The sequence below is a fragment of the Allobosea sp. P1_B10 genome (assembly GCF_056406735.1).
This window is the reverse complement of sequence record NZ_JBFTZP010000008.1, coordinates 147071-169641: the sequence shown is the minus strand read 5'-3', so window position 1 is coordinate 169641 and position 22571 is coordinate 147071. Positions and strand designations below refer to the sequence as shown.

The 22571-nt window shown below is 66.2% G+C and carries 21 protein-coding genes and 1 tRNA gene; 6 read left to right on the top strand and 16 right to left on the bottom strand.

Going from position 1 to position 22571, the window contains the following annotated elements:
* Positions 1–181 precede the first annotated feature (181 nt).
* From AC1D2L_RS17405 to AC1D2L_RS17390, 4 genes are all read left to right on the top strand, one after another.
* Positions 182–847, top strand: coding sequence for an FCD domain-containing protein (locus tag AC1D2L_RS17405; protein WP_476847149.1), 666 nt, complete (start codon positions 182–184; stop codon positions 845–847).
* Positions 848–860: 13 nt separating this feature from the next.
* The gene (locus AC1D2L_RS17400; protein ID WP_476847148.1) at positions 861–2294 is read left to right on the top strand and encodes an MmgE/PrpD family protein; all 1434 of its coding nucleotides are present in this window, start codon (positions 861–863) and stop codon (positions 2292–2294) included.
* Positions 2295–2602: 308 nt separating this feature from the next.
* The gene (locus tag AC1D2L_RS17395) at positions 2603–3649 is read left to right on the top strand and encodes a transporter substrate-binding domain-containing protein (protein ID WP_476847147.1); all 1047 of its coding nucleotides are present in this window, start codon (positions 2603–2605) and stop codon (positions 3647–3649) included.
* Positions 3650–3738: 89 nt separating this feature from the next.
* Positions 3739–4257, top strand: coding sequence for a protein-tyrosine phosphatase family protein (locus tag AC1D2L_RS17390; protein WP_476847146.1), 519 nt, complete (start codon positions 3739–3741; stop codon positions 4255–4257).
* On the opposite strand, the gene AC1D2L_RS17385 is transcribed toward AC1D2L_RS17390, so the two are convergent.
* The 3 genes from AC1D2L_RS17385 to AC1D2L_RS17375 are packed head-to-tail and all read right to left on the bottom strand — an operon-like array spanning position 4233 to position 7194.
* Positions 4233–4916, bottom strand: coding sequence for a GntR family transcriptional regulator (locus tag AC1D2L_RS17385; RefSeq protein WP_476847145.1), 684 nt, complete (start codon positions 4914–4916; stop codon positions 4233–4235). The two genes, AC1D2L_RS17390 and AC1D2L_RS17385, sit on opposite strands and share 25 nt — an antisense overlap.
* A 30-nt stretch (positions 4917–4946) precedes the next feature.
* Entirely contained in the window at positions 4947–6020 is a 1074-nt protein-coding gene (locus tag AC1D2L_RS17380) for an amino acid ABC transporter permease (RefSeq protein WP_476847144.1), read from the bottom strand.
* A 1-nt stretch (position 6021) separates the two neighbouring features.
* Complete coding sequence (locus AC1D2L_RS17375; RefSeq protein ID WP_476847143.1) at positions 6022–7194, bottom strand: amino acid ABC transporter permease; 1173 nt, start codon at positions 7192–7194, stop codon at positions 6022–6024.
* Positions 7195–7290: 96 nt separating this feature from the next.
* On the opposite strand from AC1D2L_RS17375, the gene AC1D2L_RS17370 reads away from it, so the two are divergent.
* Complete coding sequence (locus AC1D2L_RS17370) at positions 7291–7830, top strand: phosphatase domain-containing protein (protein WP_476847142.1); 540 nt, start codon at positions 7291–7293, stop codon at positions 7828–7830.
* 68 nt (positions 7831–7898) lie between these two features.
* Here the strand turns inward: AC1D2L_RS17370 and AC1D2L_RS17365 are convergent, their stop codons facing one another.
* The 5 genes from AC1D2L_RS17365 to AC1D2L_RS17345 all read right to left on the bottom strand — a co-directional run bounded on the left by AC1D2L_RS17365 (position 7899) and on the right by AC1D2L_RS17345 (position 15091).
* Positions 7899–10268 carry a molybdopterin guanine dinucleotide-containing S/N-oxide reductase gene (locus AC1D2L_RS17365; protein ID WP_476847141.1) on the bottom strand — a complete coding sequence of 790 codons (2370 nt, stop codon included), beginning with the start codon at positions 10266–10268 and terminating at the stop codon, positions 7899–7901.
* Between the two features lie 41 nt (positions 10269–10309).
* Positions 10310–11161 (bottom strand): ABC transporter permease, encoded by an 852-nt coding sequence (locus tag AC1D2L_RS17360; RefSeq protein WP_476847140.1) that lies wholly within the window; start codon positions 11159–11161, stop codon positions 10310–10312.
* Entirely contained in the window at positions 11158–12102 is a 945-nt protein-coding gene (locus AC1D2L_RS17355) for an ABC transporter permease (RefSeq protein WP_476847139.1), read from the bottom strand. The genes AC1D2L_RS17360 and AC1D2L_RS17355 overlap by 4 nt, the downstream gene beginning before the upstream one ends.
* Before the next feature lie 73 nt (positions 12103–12175).
* On the bottom strand, positions 12176–13717 hold the full coding sequence (locus AC1D2L_RS17350) for an ABC transporter substrate-binding protein (RefSeq protein WP_476847138.1): 1542 nt from the start codon (positions 13715–13717) through the stop codon (positions 12176–12178).
* An 87-nt stretch (positions 13718–13804) separates the two neighbouring features.
* Entirely contained in the window at positions 13805–15091 is a 1287-nt protein-coding gene (locus AC1D2L_RS17345) for an NAD(P)/FAD-dependent oxidoreductase (RefSeq protein ID WP_476847137.1), read from the bottom strand.
* Between the two features lie 66 nt (positions 15092–15157).
* Between AC1D2L_RS17345 and AC1D2L_RS17340 the strand changes: the two genes are divergently transcribed.
* Positions 15158–16048 carry a LysR family transcriptional regulator gene (locus tag AC1D2L_RS17340; protein WP_476847136.1) on the top strand — a complete coding sequence of 297 codons (891 nt, stop codon included), beginning with the start codon at positions 15158–15160 and terminating at the stop codon, positions 16046–16048.
* A gap of 214 nt (positions 16049–16262) precedes the next feature.
* Here the strand turns inward: AC1D2L_RS17340 and AC1D2L_RS17335 are convergent.
* The 8 genes from AC1D2L_RS17335 to rsfS all read right to left on the bottom strand — a co-directional run bounded on the left by AC1D2L_RS17335 (position 16263) and on the right by rsfS (position 22390).
* Positions 16263–16339 (bottom strand) — tRNA-Arg (locus AC1D2L_RS17335).
* A 131-nt stretch (positions 16340–16470) separates the two neighbouring features.
* Entirely contained in the window at positions 16471–16860 is a 390-nt protein-coding gene (hisE, locus tag AC1D2L_RS17330) for a phosphoribosyl-ATP diphosphatase (RefSeq protein WP_476847135.1), read from the bottom strand.
* A gap of 91 nt (positions 16861–16951) precedes the next feature.
* Positions 16952–17464: an RNA pyrophosphohydrolase gene (locus AC1D2L_RS17325; protein WP_476847134.1), complete on the bottom strand. Its 513-nt coding sequence runs from the start codon at positions 17462–17464 to the stop codon at positions 16952–16954.
* Entirely contained in the window at positions 17461–18582 is a 1122-nt protein-coding gene (locus AC1D2L_RS17320; protein WP_476847133.1) for a divergent polysaccharide deacetylase family protein, read from the bottom strand. The genes AC1D2L_RS17325 and AC1D2L_RS17320 overlap by 4 nt, the downstream gene beginning before the upstream one ends.
* 195 nt (positions 18583–18777) lie before the next feature.
* On the bottom strand, positions 18778–20118 hold the full coding sequence (locus AC1D2L_RS17315; protein ID WP_476847132.1) for a S41 family peptidase: 1341 nt from the start codon (positions 20116–20118) through the stop codon (positions 18778–18780).
* Positions 20118–21479, bottom strand: coding sequence for a murein hydrolase activator EnvC family protein (locus AC1D2L_RS17310; RefSeq protein ID WP_476847131.1), 1362 nt, complete (start codon positions 21477–21479; stop codon positions 20118–20120). The genes AC1D2L_RS17315 and AC1D2L_RS17310 overlap by 1 nt, the downstream gene beginning before the upstream one ends.
* A 107-nt stretch (positions 21480–21586) precedes the next feature.
* Positions 21587–22066 carry a 23S rRNA (pseudouridine(1915)-N(3))-methyltransferase RlmH gene (gene rlmH / locus AC1D2L_RS17305; RefSeq protein ID WP_476847130.1) on the bottom strand — a complete coding sequence of 160 codons (480 nt, stop codon included), beginning with the start codon at positions 22064–22066 and terminating at the stop codon, positions 21587–21589.
* Positions 22067–22090: 24 nt separating this feature from the next.
* Positions 22091–22390 carry a ribosome silencing factor gene (gene rsfS, locus AC1D2L_RS17300; protein ID WP_476847129.1) on the bottom strand — a complete coding sequence of 100 codons (300 nt, stop codon included), beginning with the start codon at positions 22388–22390 and terminating at the stop codon, positions 22091–22093.
* Positions 22391–22571 lie beyond the last annotated feature (181 nt).

Sequence of the window (22571 nt, the reverse complement as noted above, 5' to 3'; positions counted from 1 at the left end):
AACCTCGTTCGGGCGCTGTCGTGCCGCCGAACTACGCGCCCGGTCGACCGCCGCCTCTTCATGGGTTCACGACGCAAGGTAAGACAGCTTCTCAGATTGTCAACAATAAGCATTTTTGAATTGCAGATTGTTGACATTCTTCCGACGACATTCTACCCCGGTGGCAGTTTCCGGGATAGTCATGATTGCCCAAGCCATAGAAATGCTGCGAGACCGATCCCTGCCGATGCTGGTCGAGCAGGAGATCGAGCGCGTCATCCTGAGCGGCGAATATGCGCCGGGCGACAAGATCAACGAGACCGCGCTGGCCCTGCGCTTCGGCATCAGCCGCGGCCCGATCCGCGAGGCGCTGCGGTCGCTCGATCGCACAGGGCTGATCGCCACGATCCCCAATCGCGGGGTCTTCGTGCGGCGTCTCACCGCTGCGGAGGCTGCCGACATCTATGACGTGCGCGCCGCGCTCTTCGCGCTGGCGGGCCAATGCCTGGCTGTGCGTGCAAGCGAGGCGGATGTGGCGTGCCTGCGCGGCCATGTCGCCGCCATGGACGCCGCCGTCGCACGCGACGACTTCGACGCCTACATCATCGAGAACTTCGCGCTGCATGACGCGATCGTCACCCGCGCCGGAAACCCGACTCTCGCCACGCATTATCGGTCGCTGGTCAAGCAGTTGCGCCTCTATCGCACCCGCAACCTGATGCTGGCGGATTCAGTGCAGGCCTCCAACGCCGAGCATCGCGCGATGGTCGAGGCCATTGCCGCGCATGATCCCGCGCGAGCCTATGCCGCGCATTTCAACCATGTCGCCACTGCCAAGACTCGCCTGATGGCGAGCCAAATGGCCTGAGAAGGAGATTTCCGTGAGCGCGACCGCAAGCGACATCACCCGTCAGGCACTACGCTTCGTCGAGGCCACGACCTATGCCGACCTTTCCGACGAGGCCTTGCGGATCGGACGGCGCTGCATCGTCGATGCGCTGGGCCTGTATCTAGCCGGCAGTCGCGAGCATTCGGTCGAGATCCTCGTGGCCGATGCCCTCGATCAGGGTGGCCGAGCCGATGCGCGCCTGCCTGCGGCTGGTGCGAGCCGCGTGCCGGCCGCTCTGGCCGCCCGGGTCTGGGGCACGGCCGGCCACGCCCATGACTGGGACGATACGCAGGTCTCTCATGATCCCGCGCATGTCTACGGGCTGCTGACGCACCCGACCATTCCGCCTCTGACGGCCGCGCTGGTCATGGCCGAGCGGCTTGGGCTGACGGGCGGCAAGGCTGCGATGCTCGCCTTCCAGCTCGGCTTCGAGGTCGAGTGCAAGATATCCGAATGGATGACGCCTCGCCATTACCGTCGCGGTCATCACACCAGCGGCACTGTCGGCACTTTTGGCGCCTGCACCGCGGCGGCTCATCTGCTGGGCCTGACAGGCGAGCGCCTGGCTCATGCCTTCGGCATGGCGGCGAGCTTTGCCGCCGGGATCCGCTGCAATTTCGGCACGATGACCAAGCCGCTGCATGTCGGCCGCGCCTGCGAGAACGGGGTCACCGCCGCGCTGCTCGCGGCGCGGGGTTTCGATGCCGACCCCGCCGCGCTCGACGGGCCCTGGGGCTTCTTCTCCGTGATGGGGGAGGGCTTCGATGCGCAAAAGGCGAGCGAGGGCTTTGGCAAGCCGCTCACGATCGAGAGCCCCGGGATCTCGATCAAGCCCTACCCCTCCGGCATCCTGACGCACCAGTCGATGGACGCGATGCTGAAGCTCGTGCTCGATCACGACCTGAAGCCCGACGAGGTCGCCCGCGTGCGCTTCTTCGCAGGCAAGAATATCATCGAGCCGATCCGCTACCCGATCGCGCGCAACCACCTGCAGGCAAAGTTCTCGATGCCGGCGCTGCTGGCGATGATCGTGCTCTGCCGCCGGGCCAGCCACCACGAATTCGAGGATGCGTTCGTGGCCGGCGCGGCGATGCAGGACCTGCAGGCCCGCACGGAGGTGATCAACGACCCCGAGATCGACGCCCGCGGCTATGATCTGATCCGCTCCCGCATCGAGGTCGAGACCCGGGACGGACGGACATTGGTACAGTGGGCGGATGAGCGCTATCGCGGCGGGCCTCTCAACCCCATCAGTGACGCCGACCTCGACGGCAAGTTCCGCATGTGCGCCGAGGGCGTGCTGGGGACGGCAGCACAAACCGAGGTTCTCGGGCTGGCGCGCAGCTTCGATAGCGGAGCCGACCTGAAACGCCTGATCAGCCTGATGACGACGGCGCCGCAGGCCCTGCATTCAGCCGCCGAATGATTCCAGCACATTGCGTGTCGGCCTGCGGGTTCTAGCCGCCGGCAGCGCAAATCGCGATCGCCCTTCGCATCCCTCGCGCGCTGGGGGCGGCGCAGGCGAGCAAGGTCCCTCGGTGCCGGGGCCGACTGATCGCCACGTGCAGGGACGGCACTGGCTGTTCAGGGGCTCGCCCATGGCCGCGATCTGCGGCGTTGGAGACCCGGCTCTTCCTGCTCTCGACGGGTTCCTCGCCACCGGCTTCGGCGCGTTGACCTCTCGAAAATTGCTGTATACAGCTAGGCAGATATACCAGAACGAGGGGAATTGTCATGGCACTCTTCAAGTTGGGCGCGGCGCTGGGCGCAGCTCTCGGTTTCGCTGCGCTGTCTGTGCCTGCTCAGGCCGGGCCGGTACTCGACAAAATCAAGGCTGACGGCAAGATCATCTGCCTGGTCAATCCGAATTCGCCGGGCTTCTCGGTGCCTGACAGCCAGGGCGTGTTCCGCGGCTTCAATGTCGAGTTCTGCCGTATGGCCGCTGCCGCCATCTTCGGTGATGCCTCGAAGGCCGAGATGCGCGGCATCGGCTTCTCCGACAGCCTCAAGGCTCTGATCAGCGGCAGCGCGCACATGGCCTCGCGCGGCATCACCTCCACCGGCACGCGCGATGCCGACCCCGGCGTCTCGTTCGTGGTGCCGACCTTCTTCGACGGGCAGGGCTTCATGGTGCCCAAGAGCCTGGGCATGACCAAGCTGCAGGATCTCTCGGGCGCGACCATCTGCGCCGAGGAAGGCTCGACCACGCTGCTCTATCTCGCCGACTGGTTCGGCGCCGCGAAGCTGCCCTACAAGGTCGAGAACATCGCCGACAAGACCGCCCGCCTGCAGGCCTTCTTCTCCGGCAAGTGCGATGCCGTGGCGAGCTCGATCTCGGCGCTCGCGGCCGACCGCCTGCTGGCGCCCAAGCCCGACGACTACGTGTTGGTACCGCAGCGCTCGGCGACCGAGCCGCTGGCGCTGGCCTCGCGCCCCGATACCGAGCTCGAGAAGACGCTGTTCTGGGGCGTCCAGGTCATGCTGGCAGCCGAGGAACTCGAGATCTCATCGGCCGATGTCGAGCAGAAGCTCGCCGGCCTGAAGGAGCTGCCGGTCGATGCCCAGCGCCTGCTGTCGCCCACCGGGCCCACCGCCGACATGGCCAAGAAGCTCGGCCTGCATCCGGAGTGGAGCTATCGCATCCTCAAGCAGGTCGGCAGCTATGGCGAGGTCTTCGAGAAGCATCTCGGCAAGGCCTCGCCGCTCACCATGGACCGCAGCACCTCGCCCAACCGCCTCGCGCGCGACGGCGGCCTGATGTTCGCCTACCCGATCCGCTGAGGCGACAGGCGGAAACGCTTGTCATCCAGCCTGAACCCCATGATGCTCGCAGGCTCAGGCCTGCGGGCATTTTTCGTTTCAGGGCAGGCATGGACGACGATATCGGATGGGTTCAGCCGGCTGGCGTGAGCGGGCGGATCGCGATGCTGCCCCTGCCGGGGCTTGTGATCCTGCGTCGCGGCGAGCGCGTGATCGAGCCGGACCTGCAGGGCAAAGTGCTGGATGGACTGGCCGCGGATGGCGTGAGCGATCTCGCCTGCCTGCTCTGCGACGAGGAGGTCGAGGTGGACGATCTCGTCGAGCTCTCCGATGGCGCCGCCAGCCGCGACATAAGGCTGACCCGCTGGCCAATCGATGATTTTTCCGCACCTGGGCCGAGCTTCGACGGCGCGGGGCTCCTCGCGCGTGTCGGCAGCACTCTGCGAGAGGGCCGCAGCGTCGGCTTCGCCTGTCTCGCCGGCTATGGCCGCAGTGGCATGATGGCGGCCCGCATCCTGATCGCGTACGGCATGGCGCCAGAGGGCGCGATCGCAGCCGTGCGCATGGCACGCCCCGGCGCGATCGAGAGCGATCTCCAACTTGCCTATCTGCGGGCGCTGGCCTCGTAGCGTGCCAGCAGGCGCTCGAGATGCGCCGCGTGGAGGCGGAACAGCCCGCCCGCCGGCAGGCTGGAGGCCTGCACCGCCGCTTCGACGATCTCGTCCTTGAGCAGCGCCAGGATCGCCTCGCGGTCCTGTTTCAGCCACGACACCCAGCTGCGCGCCACGCGATAGAAGATGATGTCGTCCATCTGGCGCAAGGCTTCGTCGGCGATCAGCGCGTTGCGGGCCTCGTGATGGGTCCGCCAGACATTCCAGATGTCCTTGACCGGCGCATCGACGGGCAACGCCTCTGCAAGTGCGCGCACGCGCACAAATTCGGAGCGCAGGTCCGGCGAGAGCTGCAGCGGCAGGAGATCGGCGATCAGCCCGGTGAGGCCGATGCGGAAGCGCAGCATCTCGGCATGCCGCTCGGCGACATAGGAGACGATGGTGCCGACGCCGTTGCGGGTTTCGGCAAGCTGCTCATAGACCAGCCGTTGCAGCACCTGCCTGATCGGGGTGCGGCTGATCTGGAACTCCGTCGCCAGCGCCACCTCGTGGATGACGTGCCCTTCGTCATATTCGCGCAGGCAGATGCGGTCGCGCACGATCTCGAAGATCACGTCGTTGCGTGACCTGACCATCTGCCGAAGCTGTTGCGCCGCCGGTGGCGAAATCTCGTTCATGCCTCGTCCTAGCATCCTCTTGACGATAGATCAGCCGGACTTTGCGACGGCGTGCCCGAGGCGACGTCCGCGCTCCGAGATCAGCCAGCAGCAGAGGAAATAGAACAGCCCGATCGCGACATTGGCCTCCAGCGCATAGGCCTGCCAGAGCGGGTCCGCATAGGCCATGCGCGAGGTCGACAGCAGGTCGTGCATGCCGACGATGGCGACCAGCGAGGTGTCCTTGAAGCTGCCGATGACGCTGTTGGTGAGCCCGGGCACGGCCGTGCGCAGGGCCTGCGGCAGGACGATGAAGCTCAGTCGATGCCAGCCGGAGAGGCCCAGGCTCTTGCCGGCCTCGATCTGCCCGGCGGGCAGCGCCTGCAGGCCGGCGCGGACATCCTCGGCGAAATAGGCGGCATAGAACAGGGTGAGCACGAAGAGGATCGCCATCACCGGCTCGATCGCGGCGCCGCGCGAGAGTACGAGCGGCAGCACGAAGATGCCGGCGAACAGCACCGCGACCATCGGGATTGCCCGAACGGTCTCGATATAGCCGACGGCGGCAAGGTTGAGCGTCCGGTCGCCCGACCAGCGCATCAGCGCCAGCACGACGCCGAGCGGAAAGGCCGCGGCCATGCTGAAAACGGACAGGAACAGCACGAGCGGCAGGCCGTTCCAGCGATGCGATTCCACCAGCGGCAGGCCACCGACACCGCCGCGGAGCAGCACATAACTCGCCGCTGCGGCCGCGACGAGCAGGACGACACGCAGGACAGCCCGCATCGGCACGAGCAGCTGGACGAGTACCAGCGCCACCAGGATTCCCGTCGCGGTGTAGGCGCGCCAGCGTTCCTCGGCTGGATAGGTGCCTGTCAGGATGAGGTCCGACTTCTCGCGCAGGAACGCCCAGCAGGCGCCCGAGGCGGCGAGGCAGTCGGTCCGGTCACCGGAAAAAGGCACGGCCTGAAAGACGCCCCAGTTCAGGCTGGCCGAGATGATCGCGTAGAGGCCGGCCAGTGTCGCCAGGGTGAGCAGGCTGTTCCACCAGCCGGAGAACAGGTTTTCGCGGAGCCAGATGCGGGCCGTCGCCTGTCGGGTCGGGCGATGTGCGAGCGTCGCCATCTCAGCGCCCCTTCAGCCGGTAGCTGTGGCTGACCCAGTTCACCAGCGCGGAGATCAGCATGTTCACGACGAGGAAGAACAGCGCCACGATCGCCATCAACTCGATCGGGCGGAAAGTCTGGTTGATCGAGGTGCTGACCACGCTCAACAGGTCGGAATAGCCGACGGCCAGTGCGATCGAGGTATTTTTCAGCAGGTTGCTGTACTGGTTCCCGAGCGGCGGCGTGATCACGCGCAGCGCCTGCGGCAGCACGATCAGGCGCATCGTCTTGAGCCAGTCGAGCCCGAGTGCATAGGCCGCCTCGCGCTGTCCGACGGACGTGGCGATGATGCCGCCGCGCACGATCGCGCCGATCTGGCCGCCATGATACACCGAGAGGGCGACGACCAGCGCGGTGAATTGCAGCGAAAGCCCCATGCCGCCGCTGACGTTGAAGCCGCGGAGAACCGGCGTGGACCAGCCGATCGCGACGGCGCCGGACATGATCAGCAGCCAGAAGGCGAAGGCGCCCACGCCGATCACCGGCATGAACACAGGCGGCCGGATGCCCGTCAGGTTCTGCTGGCGGCGGGCGATGCGGCCCCAGATCAGCGCGCCGCCGAGCCAGATCAGCACAGCGGCGCCGAGCAGGCCGGCCCCCTCGTCGAAGGTAGGCCAGGGCAGGAACAGGCCGCGATTGGAAAGCTGGATGCCCAGTGGGCCGCTCCAGGCGGCGCGGACATGCGGGAGGCCGCGCACCATCAGCACGTAGAGCGCGATCAGGATGAGGAGTTTGGGGAGATTGCGTAGCAATTCGACATAGAAATGCGCGAGCGTTCGTACGAGCCAGTTGGAGCTCGTCATCGCGATCCCGACAACCAGGCCGATAATACTGGCCAGCACCAGTACGACGGCTGCTGCGAGCAACGTGTTCAGCGCACCCACCAGAAGGACGCGCGCATAGCTGTCTCGTGGCGAATAGCCGATCAGCGACTGGCTGACATCGAAGCCGGCCTCCTGCCACAGGAAGGAGAAGTCGATCTCCATCCCCGCCGCCGCGAGGTTGGCCGAGACGTTTCGGGCGACGATCCAGCCAAGCAGTCCCACGACTGTGCAAAGCGCCATCGGCCAGACGAGAGCCTGCAAGCGGCTCCGCCAGTCGGGATCAGGCGGACGGGGGAGGGCTTCGCGCATTGCCGGGCTTGCCGTCTGGACACTTGATTGGATAGCTGTACACAGCTATCCAATCAAGTCAAACGCCCCTCCTGCCTCTCAACCCCGGATACCCCCTTGAAACGCCCCGCCGATGCTTCCTTTTCTGTCATCGGTATTCCGGGACGTGCCGGCAAACTGCTGCTGTGCCCCTGTCCCGGGCGATGGCAAGCTGGGGATGGTGACGGTGCCGGCGAGGCCGTCTCATGGGACCTCAGAGCCCTGGCGGCGGCCGGGGCGACCTCTGTGCTGAGCCTTGTCGAGGCCAACGAGTTGCCGGGCGGCCACGAGGCATATGCTGCCGCGGTCGCGGCGGCGCAGATGAACTGGGCTCACCTTCCGATACCTGATTTCGGCACGCCGGATGCGGAGTTCGAGCATGGCTGGCGCAAGCTCGGCCTCCTGGATCGATTGGCGGCAGGCGAAGACTGGGCGGTTCACTGCAGGGCCGGCCTGGGCCGAACCGGCCTCGTCGCATCGCGCCTGCTGATGGAGGCCGGCGCCAGACCTCAAGAGGCGATTGCCCGGATCCGGGCAGAGCACGCGGCCGGCGCTGTCGAGACCCAGGCCCAGAACGACTATTTGTTCGGCCTCGCAAGGAATGGCGCAGGAACCTAGAATCCGCCGCGCCGCTGCCCGGTCAATTGGGGATGATGCCGAGGCGCAGGCGCCCGGCACCGTCGCCTTTAGCCCGCCTTTCGGTCTGGGGACGTCCGCTGGGTAAATACCGGCGGGTCGAACGCGGTGATCCCCGGCAATTCGCCGTCGAACCGTTCACACTCGACGACTGTGACTTGCCCGCAGCATCCCTGCGCAAGCCGCGACGTCCCGATATCCAGCGTCAGCGTATTGGGGTTGCCGTGGATGCACTCCGGATCGACGCCTTGCGTCATCACAAGCGGGTCATACCAGGCGCCGGTCGGCAGGTTGACGACGCCGCGCGTCACGCTCTCGCTCACCCTGGCGGCAGCAAGGCTTGCGCCGAGATCGTTGAAGACCCGCACGATATCGCCGTCGCTAATGCCGCGCGCCTTGGCGTCATCGGGATGGATGCGCAGGACCTCGCGGCCCCGGATTTTCTGCGACTGGCTGTAGCCGCCGAAATCGAGCTGGCTGTGAAGGCGCGTGGCCGGCGCATTGGCGATCAGGTGCAGCGGGTGGCGCGGATTGGGTTGCTGCCTGGCTGGGATGAAGGCCGGGTGGCCAGGGCAGTCGTCATAGTCGAAACCGGCGATCGTCTGCGAATACAGCTCGATGCGGCCGCTGGGCGTCTTGAGCCTGTGCGCGTCGGGGTCAGTCCGGAAACGGCGCAGGAAACCGCCATCGTCTTCTGCCAGCGGCAGGCTCAACTCGCCGGCCTCCCAGAAATCGTCGAACGACGGCGCCGGCAGCCCTTTTTCGAGCAGGCTGAGCCTTGTGGGTTCGTAGAGATGGCGCAGCCATTCGTGGCTGCTACGCCCCTCGGTGAATGCCTGTTCGGCTCCTAGCCTGGCCGCCAGGGCGGCAAAGATCGCGTAGTCGTCACGGGCCTCGCCGACCGGCGGCGCCAGCTGGCGCATCGCGATCATCAGCGTGTCGGTACGGGTGGCGCCGATATCGTTGCGTTCGAGCGTCATCGTCGCCGGCAGGACGATGTCGGCGGATTTCGCCATGCCCGTCCAGGCGTTCTCATGCACCACGATGGTCTCCGGCCGCGCGAAGGCCCGGCGCAGGCGATTGAGATCCTGGTGATGATGGAAGGGATTGCCGCCGGCCCAGTAAACCATGCGGATATCGGGATAGGTGAGCGTGCGGCCATTGTACTCGTAGGTCTCGCCGGGGTGCAGCAGCATGTCGCTGATGCGCGCCACTGGGATAAAGGCCTCGACGTCGTTGCGGCCCTGGCCGAAGAGCGGGATGTCGACGGAGACCGAGCGCCGGCCGGTATGGCCCATCGCCCCCAGCGCATAATTGTAGCCGCCTCCCGGCAGGCCGATCTGCCCCACCAGCGCCGCTAGCGCCGCCGCGGCCCAGACCGGCTGCTCGCCATACTCCGCGCGCTGCATCGAATGCGAGACCGTGATCAGGCTGCGGCCGGCGACGAGCGAGCGGGCGATCTTCCGGATCGTTTCAGCGGAGATCCCGGAAATCCGCGCAGCCCAGTCCGCATCCTTGGCCACGCCATCGGCCGCGCCCGTGAGATAGGCCGCATATGGCTCGAAGCCCGTGCAGTAGCGTTCGACGAAGGCGCGATCGTAGAGGTTCTCGGCGACCAGCGTATGCGCCATCGCCAGCATCACGGCGGTATCGGTGCCGACACGGGCTGGGTGCCAGCGCACGTCGATATCGTCTGGCAGGTCGTCGCGCAGCGGGCTGAAAAGATGGAACACGGTGCCGCGCGCCGAGGCGGCGCGCATCGCATCGGGCTCGATATGGGCGCTGACGCCGCCATTGCCGATCATCGAGTTCTTGATCGCCATGCCGCCGAAGGCGAGCACGGTGTCGGTGTGGGCGCAGATCTGGTCCCAGGTGACGTTGTGGCGCGAGATGTCCTCGAAGCTGCCCATCACATGGGGCAGGATCACCGAGGAGGCGCCGGCGCTGTAGCTGTTGACCGAGCGGACATATCCGCCCAGCGCCAGGTTCAGAAAGCGATGGATCTGGCTCTGCGCGTGGTGGAAGCGCCCGGCGCTGGCCCAGCCATAGGAACCGCCATAGATCGACTGCGGACCATGATTGTCCTTCAGCCGGCGCAGTTCGCGCGCCAGCAGGTCGAGCGCCTCGTCCCAGTCCACCTCGACGAAGGGCTCGTCCAGCGGTCGCGTCCGCGGGCCCGGCCCCTGCTCCAGCCATGAGCGCCGGATCGCAGGCCGCAGGATGCGCGCGCGATGCCGCAAGGCGCCGCGAAAATTGCCCAGAATCGGCGACGGCGCGGGATCGCCTGGATGTGGCACGAGGTCGAGATCGGTCCCGTCGAAGCGCGCCTTGAACGTGCCCCAATGGGCGCTGTGCGACTGGTAGCCCTGCCCGACATCGGCCGGTTCAGGAGCGATGGGGTCGGCGGAAAGCGGCTGCATCGTCATCACTCAGGCTGCATTCGGATCGGTGGATGAGCGCGTCACGTCGCCACGCGGGGGTCGAGCACATCGCGCAGGCCGTCGCCGATCAGGTTCAGGCCGATCATCACGATCAGGATCGCGATCGACGGGTAGATCGCCAGCCCTGCGGAATCGAGGATGTTCTCGAAGCCGTCGCGCACCAGCCCGCCCAGCGTCGCGGTCGGTGGTGGTGCGCCGAGGCCGATGAAGGAGAGCGAGGCCTCGGTGCGGATCGCGGTCGCCAGCCAGAGCGAGCCCAGCACGGTCACGTCGTCACCGATATTGGGCAGGATGTGGCGGAACATGATGCGCAAATCGGTCATGCCGAGGCTGCGGCAGGCATCGACGAAGTCGCGCTCCTTCATCGCCAGCGTCGAGCCGCGTGCCACTCGGAAGAAGGCGGGAACGGCGGTGACCGCGATGGCGATGATCAGGTTGGTGATGCTGGGTCCCAGCAGGGCGACGATGACGATTCCCAGGATGATCTGCGGAAAGCTCATCAGGATGTCGTTGCCCGACGAGATCGCCTTGTCGACGCGGCCGCCGTAATAGCCTGAGATGATGCCCAGCGCCGCGCCTGCCATGACGGCCACCGCCGTCGAGACGAAGCCTACGAAGAGCGAGACGCGCGCGCCCCACAGGATGCGCGAGAGGATGTCGCGGCCGAAGGCGTCGGTCCCCAGCAGATAGCGCTGCGATGGCGAGGCCAGCTTGTTGGCGATGTCCTGGACGTTGGGATCATGCGGCGAAATCCAGGGCGCCAGCAGGGCTGCGATCACGCTGACGGAGACCAGCATGATGCCGATCCACAGCGCCGCGCCCTGTTTCAGGCGGCGCCACACCCGGCCGGTCGGTATGGCTGTGCTGCTCACTGGGCTTTGACCCTGGGATCGGCCAGACCATAGGTCAGGTCGGTGATGAGATTGATGATGACGACGATGATCGCGTAGATCACGATCAGGCCCTGCAGCATGGTGTAGTCGCGCTTCTCCAGCGCGCCGACGATCAGCTTGCCCAGCCCAGGCCGGTTGAAGACGATCTCGGTCAGCACCGAATTGCCGATAAGCACGCTGAAATAGAGCCCGCTGAAGGTGATCAGCGGCACCAGGATGTTGCGCAACCCGTGCCGGAAGACGATCGAGCGCTCGGTCAGGCCCTTGGCCTGCGCCGTGCGGATGTAGTCCTCCTCCATCACCTTGATCATGCCCGAGCGCGTGACGCGCGTGACATAGGCCATCATGACGATGCCGAGATTGATCGCCGGCAGGGCCAGCGATTGCAGGCGCCCGACCGGGTCGCTCAGGGGTTTTCCAAGCGAGATCACCGGGAACCATGAGAGATGGATGGCGAAGGCCAGAAGCATCAGGATGGCCGAGATGAAGGCGGGGAAGGACAGTCCCGTGAGCGAGACGATACGCGCCAGCCAGTCGATGAAGCCGTCGCGGCGATAGGCTGCGGCAATACCCAGCGGCACGCCGAAGACGAGGCCGATGATGACGGCCGCGATCGTCAGTTCGAGCGTGTAGGGCAGGACGCCTGCGATGGTCTCGAGCACGCTGCGATTGGTGATCAGCGAGCGGCCGAGATCGCCATGCAGCATCTGCCAGAGGAAGGCGAGGTATTGCCGCCAGATCGGGACGTCGATGCCGAGCCGTTCACGCAGGGCGGCCAGAGCCTCGGGCTTGGCCTCGTCGCCCATGATGACGAGGGCGGGATCGCCGGGGACGATCCGCACCAGGATGAAGACGAGCGTGAGCACGGCGAAGACCGTGGGCGCGGTCGAGATCATTCGCGACAGGATATAGCGGATCATCAAGCCTTCCCGGCGGGCATTGGGATGGCCGGAGCGCGCGCCTGCAAGCGCCTCGCCCCGGCCCTGATCGACGTCAGTTCAGCTTCGTCAGCTCGGTGATGTTGGGACCGAGATGCATGTTGGCCTTGTAGTCGTAGCCGTAGTCGACATTGCTCTTGCGGGCCCAGATGATCAGCTGCTCATGGAGGGGAATGCCGCAGACATTCTCGACCAGCTTGCGCTGGGCGGCGGCCCAGTAGGCAAGCTGCTTGGCGGGGTCCTGCTCGATCCGGGCCGCGTCGATGTCGGCATCGGCCATGGCGCAATGCGAGAAGTTGGTGCCGCCCTTGGGCGTGTTTACCGTCGCGGCCGAATGGAAGAACTGGCTGAGATAGACATCCGCGACGGGGAACCGCGCCGCCGAGTAGTAGACGATCTGCGAAAGGTCCTTGCGGATATTGGCGTGGAAGGTCTGGTGATCGACGACGTCGAGATTGAGCCGGATGCCGGCCTTGGCGAGCTGCGCCTGCGCCACCTGTGCGACAGCGAGCATGGTGGGCAGCGAAGTCTGGACCATCTTGATGTCGATGCCATTGGGGAAGCCGGCTGCGGCGAGCATCTTCTTGGCGCCCTCGACATCGCCCTTGCCCAGCACGTCGGCGGAGGCATCGAAGCCGAGATTGCCGGCGGGGATGACCGAACGGCCCGGCGCCGAGACGTCGCTGCCGATGTACTTCACGAACTCGTCGCGGTTGATCGCGGTGGCGATCGCCTTGCGGACCTCCAGCTTGTCGAGCGGCGCCTGCGTGATGTTGATGTGCAGCATCTGCAGTTCGGCAGGGCGCACGACATCGACCAGGATGCCCTTCTGCTCCTTCATGCGCTGGACCCATTGCTGGTCCTGGCGGCCATAGGTCACGTCGAGCTCTCCCGAGCGGAAAGCCAGGTCGCGCGACGCATCCGAGGGGATGTAGCGATAGACGATCTTGTCGAGCTTCGGCGCGCCCCGGAAATAGTCCTTGTTGGCGGTAAAGGTCACCGACTCCTGGGGAACGTAGGGCCCGATCATGAAGGGCCCGGTGCCGACGGCCTTGATGCGGAAATCGTCGCCGAGCGCCTCGACGGCCTTTTTGCTGACGATGTTGCCGCCGTGATAATTCGCGACGAGTCCCAGCAGCGAGGGCACGGGCGATTTCAAGGTGATGCGCACCGTCAGCGGATCGACCGCCTCGACATCCTTGAAGGCCGCATAGTCGCCCGAGAATGACGAGCTCTTGGGATCGGCCGCGCGCTTGAGCGAAAACACGACGTCATCGGCCGTCAGTTCGCCGTAGCCGTGATGGAATTTGACGCCCGAGCGCAGCTTGAAGGTCCAGACCAGGCCGTCGGCGCTCTTCTCCCAGCTCTGCGCGAGATCGGGTTCGAGCCCGGCGAGATCGTCGGAGCCCGGCTTGAAGCGGACGAGCCCGTTGAAGACCCAGCCGGTCGTCGGCTTGTCGGGTGTCGTGGTCGCCTTGTGCGGGTCGAGCTGCCCGACATCGGGAGCGGCCATCCCGACTCTCAACACGGTGTCGGCAGATGCGGGCGCAGCAGCCAGAAACCCGGCCAGCAAAAGCCCCGGATAGCTCAGTTTCATCGTCATCCTCCCGTTGCAGCGTTACAATCGTCGTCAGGATGGGCAGCCGGGCGTTGTGCCTCGTTGAACTGCGTCAGGCTGGCGACCTTAAAATCGGTTGAAGCGGAACTCCTGTCGGCTCGTGCTCGCCGGGCGGCCCGTGGCGATCTCCGCGGCCATCATCCCGATGCCGGGTCCAAGGCCAAAGCCATGGCCAGACAGTCCCGTCGCCACCACCAACCCCGGCAGCCCCGGCATCTCGTCGATGACGGGGACTTCGTCGGGCATGACATCGATCATCGACGCCCAGCGCTTGACGACGATCGCCTCGGCCATGTGCGGATAGATCCGGCGTGCCGCAGCGAGCGTGTCGTCGAGGATCGACGCCTCCGGCCTCGGATCCAATGTGCGGACCTGTTCGAACGGGCTGACCTCGTCTCCCGCCCAGCGATGGCGTCCCAGCGGACCGTAGAAGGACGGGCCAAGGCGGAGCTTCATCATCCGCCAGCGCGCGCGCAGAACCGGAAGAAATGCGCGGAAATGGGTGAAGGCCGCTGGTATCAGGTCAAACCGCGCCGCGGTGGCCCTCCCCAGCGTGTAGTCGCCGTCGAGGCGAGGGCGGATCGACGCCGGGCCGGCGCCGAAGGTGCTGCTCGAGACCTGCCTCGCATTCGTCACCCGCTGTGCCGAGGAGAGGACGGCAAGCTGGGGGAAGGCAAAGCCCTCGTTCTCAAGAAATGTCCGTGACCAGGCGCCGCCGGCCAGCACCACGGCCGAGCAGGCGATGCGGCCATGCTCCGTGACCACCGCGACGACGCGGCCGGCTTCCCGCTCCAGCGTTCTCACGGCCGTGTTTTCAAGCATGACCGCGCCCTTGGCTGCGGCGAGCCTGGCCATGGCGGGGACGGCGAGGTCGGGCTCGGCATAGGCATCCTGGGGCGTATGCACGGCGCCGGCGAAGGCGGTGTCATTGTGCCCCAGCATGTTGGCGACCTGGCCCGCACCGAGGAGCTGCGTCTCGATCCCGAAATCGCGTGCATGCTCCAGCCATCTGGCGCGATCCACCAATTCGTCCGGGGTTTTCGCGAGATAGGTCACGCCGCCCCGCCGGAAGCCGATATCGCAGTCGACCGTCTCCGCCAGCCGGGACCAGATCTCCATGCTCCGCAGCATCAGCGGGATCTCCGGCCGCTTGCGGCCCTGGATCCGAACCCAGCCCCAATTGCGCGAGGACTGCTCGGCGGCGATAGCGCCCTTCTCGCACAGCACGACGGGAATGCCCCATTCGGCGAGCTGCAGAGCTGTACAGACTCCAGCGATCCCTCCGCCGATGACGACAACCTCTGTCTGGGCCGGCTGCATGCGTGGAACCTGCTGGATAAGCGGTAGGATCATGGCATTACGGCCGGCTATGTTGTATAATGCAAATGCCAATTTCGCTTGCTAGATTGCGATTATGTTATGCTGAGTCAGCGCGGCCTCGAGGCCTTTCACGCCACCATGAAGACCGGTTCGGTCTCGGCGGCAGCCGAGCTTCTGGCGATAAGCCAACCTGCCGTTAGCCGGCTCATCAGGGATCTCGAGGCGGCAATCCAGCTGGAACTGTTCAAGCGCGCGGGCAATCGGATCATGCCAACCGAGGCGGCGCGGGCGCTGATGAGCGAGGTCGACCGCGCTTTCATCAGCCTGTCGGCTATCGAAACCGGGATCCAGAGGCTCAAGCAGGGCATCTACGGCAACATCACCATCTCGGCGATGGCCACGCTGGCGACTACCGTCATCCCCGATGCGATTGCCGTGCTGCACCAGCGCGACCCCGGTTTCGGGATCGAGATCCAGTCGGCCCGCACCTCGAACATCATTCCGATGGTGGCGCGCGGCGATGCCTGCCTCGGCATGATCAGCCCGCGCAAGGTCGAGGCCGAGGTGTCCGTGATCCGCAACGACTCCGTGGCCTATCGCTGCATCATGAACAGCGATGATCCGCTCGGGTCATGTGCCGAGGTCACGCTGGACGATCTGAGCGACCGTGATTTCGTGGGCTTCGCCAGCACGACGATGACGGGGCGCACACTCGACCGTCTGTTCTCCGCGATGAAGAAGCCGCCACGCGTTCAGCTGCGGGCGCATCTTTCGGAAACGGCGGGGGCGCTCGTGCGGCGCGGATGTGGCCTGTCGATCGTCGACCCCTTCGCGGCACGGGAGCACGAAAGCAAGGGCGGGACCAGCCTTCCGATCCGCATGCAGGACCGGTTCTCGATCTCGGTCATCGCACCCAAGGGCTCCCCGCTGCCGCAACAAGCGGAGAGGTTCCTCGAGGCCTATATCGACGAGATCAGGCGTTACGTTTGAGCTTGGGGGAGGCTGCGGCTGACCGAGCCCAGCATCCTGCGCTCGCAGACAAGCGGGCCTATTGATGGCCGCTATGCGTAGCGGTCTATTAAAGCGGATGTGATGATCTTCGTGGGCTGATGCGGTTGATCAGTACCCAGAATGTAAAACCTCAAGCGAAACAGTATGCTTCAGGTTTTTCCCAGCTAAGTGCCGAAAATACACTTAGGAATAATGGCGCGCCCGAAAGGATTCGAACCTCTGACCCTCAGATTCGTAGTCTGATGCTCTATCCAGCTGAGCTACGGGCGCGTGCCCGGCTCGAAGCGCGTTGCGTTCCAAGCCGATGGCGTCGAAATAGCCGCTCTCTTTCGGCTTGGCAACCCCGAAATCGCTGCACCGCGTCAAAATCATTCCGGCGCTGTGGACCGTGGCTCGTGCCCTCAATCCCCGGTCAGCGCGGCGATCGCGATACCGGGGCGACGCAGTGCGGTTTGGCGGGCGAATTTGGCCTTCGAGCCGGGTTTCGGCAGTTTTTCCGCGATGCCGTAGAGCCGCTCGCGGCGGTCGATCTCCCGCCAGACGTCGCCGGGCGTTATGCCCATCTCGCTCCACAGCACGACGAGATTGTAGAACAGGTCGGCGCTTTCGAGAATCGTGCGGGCGCGGTCGCCCTGGACCGCTTCGAGCCCGACCTCGACGGCCTCCTCGGCGACTTTCTTGGCCATCTTCGCCACGCCTTCGCCGATCAGCCTGGCGGTGCGCGAAGAAGAGGGGTCGCGCGAGCGCGCCGCGCGTACCGCCAGATGGAGCCTGTCGATCGAATCAGTCATCCCGCGAGAGTTGCCGTCGCAGATGAGGGTTTGATGACGGTGTCGCTTCGGCTGCGCGCGGTGGGCGCGACCGGGCCGTGAGGCGGCGGCGTCAGGCCTGCGCGGCGAAGGGCGCGAAGGCGGCCGCGACGTTGCGGTAGACCTGCTGCTTGAAGGGAATGATGAGGTTCGGCGTGTCGGCCAGCGGCACCCAGCGCCAGGCGTCGAACTCGGCCTTGTGGCCTCCGGCGGGCGTGGCGATATCGATCTCGGATTCTGGCCCTGTCAGGCGGAAGGCGAACCAGCGCTGCGCCTGGCCGCGCCAGCGCCCTTTCCAGGCTTCCTTGCCGATGTCGACCGGCAGGTCGTAGCTGAACCAGCCTGGAGCCTCAGCCAGCAGCGTCACGGAGGTGACATTCGTCTCCTCCTGCAATTCGCGCCGCGCGGCTTCCAGCGGGGTCTCTCCGGGGTCGATGCCGCCCTGCGGCATCTGCCACTCATGGCCGGGCGCGACGTGCTCGCGCTTGCTCTTGTCGGCGCGGCGCCCGACGAAGACGAGGCCCTGCGCATTGAACAGCGCCAGCCCCACGCAGGGGCGGTAGCCTTCGGGTGCGGCGTCGGTCATCGCAGGGAGCCTGTGGTCGAGGGATTGCGGAAGCGTCCTGCTGCGCTCACGGGCACGATGACGAGGCCCTTTGCCTCCAGGGACTGGGCCCAGCGGCTGATCCGGTCGATCGAGACGGGGAGGGCGCTGGCGGCCGCGATGGCCAGGCCCTGGCTGCGAGCCTGCGCCTCCAGGGCTGCGAGTTCCTTGTCGATGGCATCGGCGCGCTGAACCGTGTCGATGATGCGGTCGACCTTGAGCGCCGGAATCTGGGCGCGCGTGGCCGAACCGGCCAGCAGGCTGCGCGACGAGGAGCCGTCATCGACGACGAGCAGGCCGCGCCCGGCGATTTCGCGCAGGATCGGCGAGAGCGCCGCATCGTCTGCAGTCAGGCGGCCGCCGAGGAAATTGACGATGCCGACATAGCCGGTGAAGCGACCGAGCACCCATTGCAGCCGGTCGAGGTTCTCGGCAGCCTTCGGCCCGGTGAGCAGGGTGTGCGGCCCGGGATCATTGTCGGGATAGTCGAACGGCTCCATCGGGACCTGGAGGAAGACCTCGTGGCCGCCGCTGCGTGCGCGCTGCACGGTGCGCTCGAGTTCCTGGCCATAGGGCGCGAAGGCCAGAGAGATCGCGCCGGGCAGCCTCGCCACAGCATCGGCCGTGCCGGACTGGCTGATGCCGAGCCCGCCGACCAGCAACGCGATGCGCCCCGCCGGCTTTGGCGAGGGCTCCGGGCCGAGGGGGCGGGCATAGATCTGCGCAGGGGTCGAGCCGTCGGGGCCGATCTTGGGCAGCAGGCCATGGCGGCTGCGTTCGGTGAGTCGGGTGTCGGGCGCGGTTGCGAGTTTGACCACGCCGGGCGCATCGGGAATCGTGATGATGATCGAGCCCGGAACGTCTGCGCCGGGGCGCACGATGCTGACGCCGGATTCGCTTTCGACCTGTCGCGCCGTCGATTGCGTGCGCGGTTCCTGCGTGGGCGGCAGGGCAGGAGCCACGCCAGGCTGCGCGGCCGCGACGCGGGTTTCGATCGCCGCCGTGGCGAAGGGTTGGCCGCCATCGGGATCACGGCGCAGGACAACGATGAGGGCAAGCGCAATGCAGGCAAGGCCGACGGCACCTGAGGTGCCCAGCACAAGCAAACGCCCCCATGGCTTGCCTTGAGGCACGGGACGGTCCCGGCCAAGCGGCCGGGTAAGCTCTGTGAGCGGCGTTCCGGCCAACGGCAGCCGTCCTCAACGATTCGACCCGGACCCGAATCAGCGGCCGGCGTGCCTAGTCTTGTCGTGTGCGGGGTCCGGCGTCGAGAGCCGGCTGCCCCGCAACGCCAATCAGTTCGGCTTGGGCGCCTCGGGCGCAAGGGCCGGCACGGGTGCGGCGGCGTCCTTCTTGACGCCGCGCAGCAGATTGAGGGCGGCGATCAGCTGGGTGTCCTTGGTCGGGTCATTGGGCACATAGGCAGCCGATCCCGACTGCTCGTCCTTGCCGTCCGTCGACTTCAGGTGGCCCTTCAGCGAAGCCTCACCCTTGTTCTCGCTGAGCTTGTCCTTGAGCTCGGCGGGAATCTCCTGGACGACTTCGATGTCCGGGGTGATGCCCTTGGCCTGGATCGAGGTGCCCGACGGGGTGTAGTAGCGCGCCGTCGTCAGGCGCAGGCCGCCATTGCTGCCGAGCGGAATCACGGTCTGCACCGAGCCCTTGCCGAAGGAGCGCGTGCCCATGACGGTCGCGCGCTTGTGGTCCTGCAGCGCGCCGGCGACGATCTCGGCGGCCGAGGCCGACGAGCCGTTGATCAGCACCACCACCGGCTTGCCCTTGGTCAGGTCGCCCGCCTTGGCGTTGAAGACCTGCGTCTCCTCGGCGTTGCGGCCGCGCGTCGAGACGATCTTGCCGCGCTCGAGGAAGGCATCCGACACCAGCACGGACTGGTCGAGCCGGCCACCGCGGTTGTTGCGGAGGTCGATGACGTAGCCCTTGACCTTGTCGACGCCGATCTCGGTGTTGACCTTGTCGATCGCCTTGCGCAGGCCCTCATAGGTCTGCTCGCTGAAGGTGCCGATGCGGATGTAGCCGACATCGGCCTCGACGCGCTCCTCGACCGCCGGCACGACGATGGTCGAGCGGGTCAGGGTGAATTCCAGCGGCTCGGGCTTGCCGGGGCGCTCGATCTTGAGCTTGACCTGCGTGTTGATCAGGCCGCGCATCTTCTCGACCGCCTGCGTCAGGCTGAGGCCCTTCACGACGTCGCCGTCGATCTGGCTGATGATGTCGTTGGCCAGGATGCCGGCCTTCGAGGCGGGCGTGTCGCGAATCGGCTTGGCGACCTTGAGGACACCGTCCTCCATGGTGACCTCGATGCCGAGGCCGCCGAACTGGCCACGCATGTCGGTGTCCATGTCACGGAAGCTCTTGGCATCCAGATAGGACGAATGGGGGTCGAGCGAAGAGACCATGCCGTTGATCGCGGCCTCGATCAGCTTCTGCTCGTCGGGCTTCTCGACGTAGTCGGTCCGGATCTTCTCGAAGATGTCACCGAAGAGGTTCAGGCTGCGATAGACCTCGGCGGACGCCGCGACCGCGCTGGTCGAGGTGAACAGGTGCGTCTGGGTGACCACACCGGTCAGCCCCGCGCCCACGACCGCGCCAGCGAATACGAGAGAGACCTTGCGCATCATCCGCGAACCTTTTCGCCTTGCGGTTTTGTCCACCACGGCGTCGGATCGACCGAGACACCGTCTTTTCTGAACTCGATATAGAGAACCGGCTGCCCGGTTCCCGATCCTACTATCGTCGCGGCAGCTTCCGACGTTTCACCCATAACCGCAACCGGTTCCCCCGCAAGGACGAACTGGTTCAGGTTCACGTCTATCCGCTGCATGCCGGCCAACAGCATGTAGTAGCCCCCGCCCGCGTTCAGGATCAAGAGTTGGCCGAACGAGCGGAACGGGCCTGCATAGACCACCCAAGCGTCCGAAGGCGCCGAAACCAAGGCGTTCGGGCGCGTCTCCACCGAAATTCCGCGAGTTGTGCCGCCGGAGCCGTCATTTTCGCCAAAACCACGCAATTGTGATCCGGCCGCCGGCAAAGGAAGTAACCCCCTTGCCTCCGCGAAGGCGATCTTGGGGGCGAGTCGTGCGGGGTCCTTGAAGGCCAGAGCCGCCATGCGCTGCCGCTGCTCGCGCGTCTCGGCTTCGAGCGCCTGGCGTGCTGCGTCTGCGGCGCGGCTGGCACTCGTTATTTCCTTTTCCATGCGCTCGACGAAATCGCGCAGGCCGCGGGCCTGGGAGGCGAGTTCGCTGCCGGCGCCGCGCTGGGCCTCGGCGTCCCGGGCCGCGGTCGCCTCGCGCTCGCGGCGGGCCTCGATCAGGGACGCCAGGCGCTGGCGCTCTCCGGCGAGTTCCTGCATCTGGACCGAGATCGCCTTGCGCTCATCGGCAATGCCTTCGCGCAAGCGCACGAGTTCACGCAAGTCCGTTCCCAGGATCTCGATCTCCTGCCGGAGGTCGGGGACGACCGCGCCGAGCAGCATCGAGGCGCGCACTGCTTCCAGGATATCCTCGGGGCGCACCAGAACAGCAGGCGGGGGGCGGCGCCCGATCCTCTGCAGCGCGGCCAGGACTTCCGCGATCAGGTGGCGCCGGCTTTCGAGCGAGCGACGGATCGCGCTCTCGCTCGATTGCAGCAGGGCGAGGCGGGTCTCGATCGCGCCGATGCGGCTTTCGGCCGTCTGGGTGCGCCTGGTTGTCTCGAGCAAGGCTGTATTGAGGGCGGAGCGATCAGCCCGGATCGCCGCGATCTCGGCCTCGAGCTTGGCGCGGGCTTCGGCGTTGCCGGCAAGGCGCTCCTCGATGGCCTTGAGCTCGATGGCTCGGGCCTGCTTTTCCTGCTCCTTGGCCTGCGCCTCCCGGGTCAGTTGATCGGGATCGGGGGAGGGGGCCTGGGCGAGCGCGGGCAGGGGGGCAAGAAGTACGGCGAGCAAGGTCAGTCGCGAGACCGTCCGAACGAGACGAGAAACGCGAGTGCAACCCGTCATTGCGCGCGCAGCGAAGCAATCCAGGGGAGCGTCGCGCTCTGCCGCTTCTGGATTGCTTCGCTGCGCTCGCAATGACGGGTCGAGAGGCCGCAATCTCCGAATCAGGCTCATGCGCGATGATAGGGGTGTCCGGCGATGATCGTCATCGCGCGGTAGAGTTGTTCCAGGACGAGTGCACGTACGATCTGGTGCGGCATGGTCAGGGCGCCAAAAGCGATCGTCAGGTCGGCGCGGTCGCGCAAGTCGTCGCTGAGTCCGTCGGCGCCGCCGATGATCAGGCTCGCCCCGGCCGTGCCGGCGTCGCGCGCCGCCGCGAGCCTGCCGGCGAACGCCTCGCTGCTCAAGCTCTTGCCGCGCTCGTCGAGCGCGATCACCAGCCCGGGCAGGAGTTTGGCGGTGATGGCCGCAGCCTCGTCGCGCTTGCGCTCGTCGGGTCTGCGGCCACGGCTTTCGGGAAGTTCGAAGATGTCGGGGCCGGACAGGCCGAGGCCACGCCCCAGCGCCACCGCGCGCTCGCGATAGCGCTCGCACAACTCACGCTCAGGGCCGTCCTTGAGACGGCCGACGGCGATGACGGCGAGGCGCATAGTCGTCTTTTGGTCAGCCCGGGTTCAGCTGACGAGACGCTCATGGGGACGGTCGGCGCCCCACATCTTCTCGAGATTGTAGAACTGCCGCACTTCCGGACGGAAGATGTGGACGATGATGTCGCCGGTGTCGATCAGCACCCAGTCGCAGGCCGGCATGCCCTCGACCTTCGGCGTCGGCAGTCCCGAAGCCTTGAGGGCTTCGACGAGGCTGTCGGCGATCGAGGCGACGTGACGGTTCACGCGGCCCGAAGCGATGATCATCGCATCCGCCAGCGAGGTCTTGCCGACAAGATCGATGACCGTGATCTCTTCGGCCTTCATGTCTTCGAGAACGGTGAGTGCGAGGGCAATGCTCTCTGCGGAGGGGTTTTCCGAAACAGCGGCCTGGGGAAGCGGGGTCGGTTCGGCTTCGCCACGGGTTGAAGGGGTCAGCTTCGTATCCTCACATGTTCGACGCGCTCAGGGCGCGACACAATTAATTTACCCGGGATGGGGGCAAAAT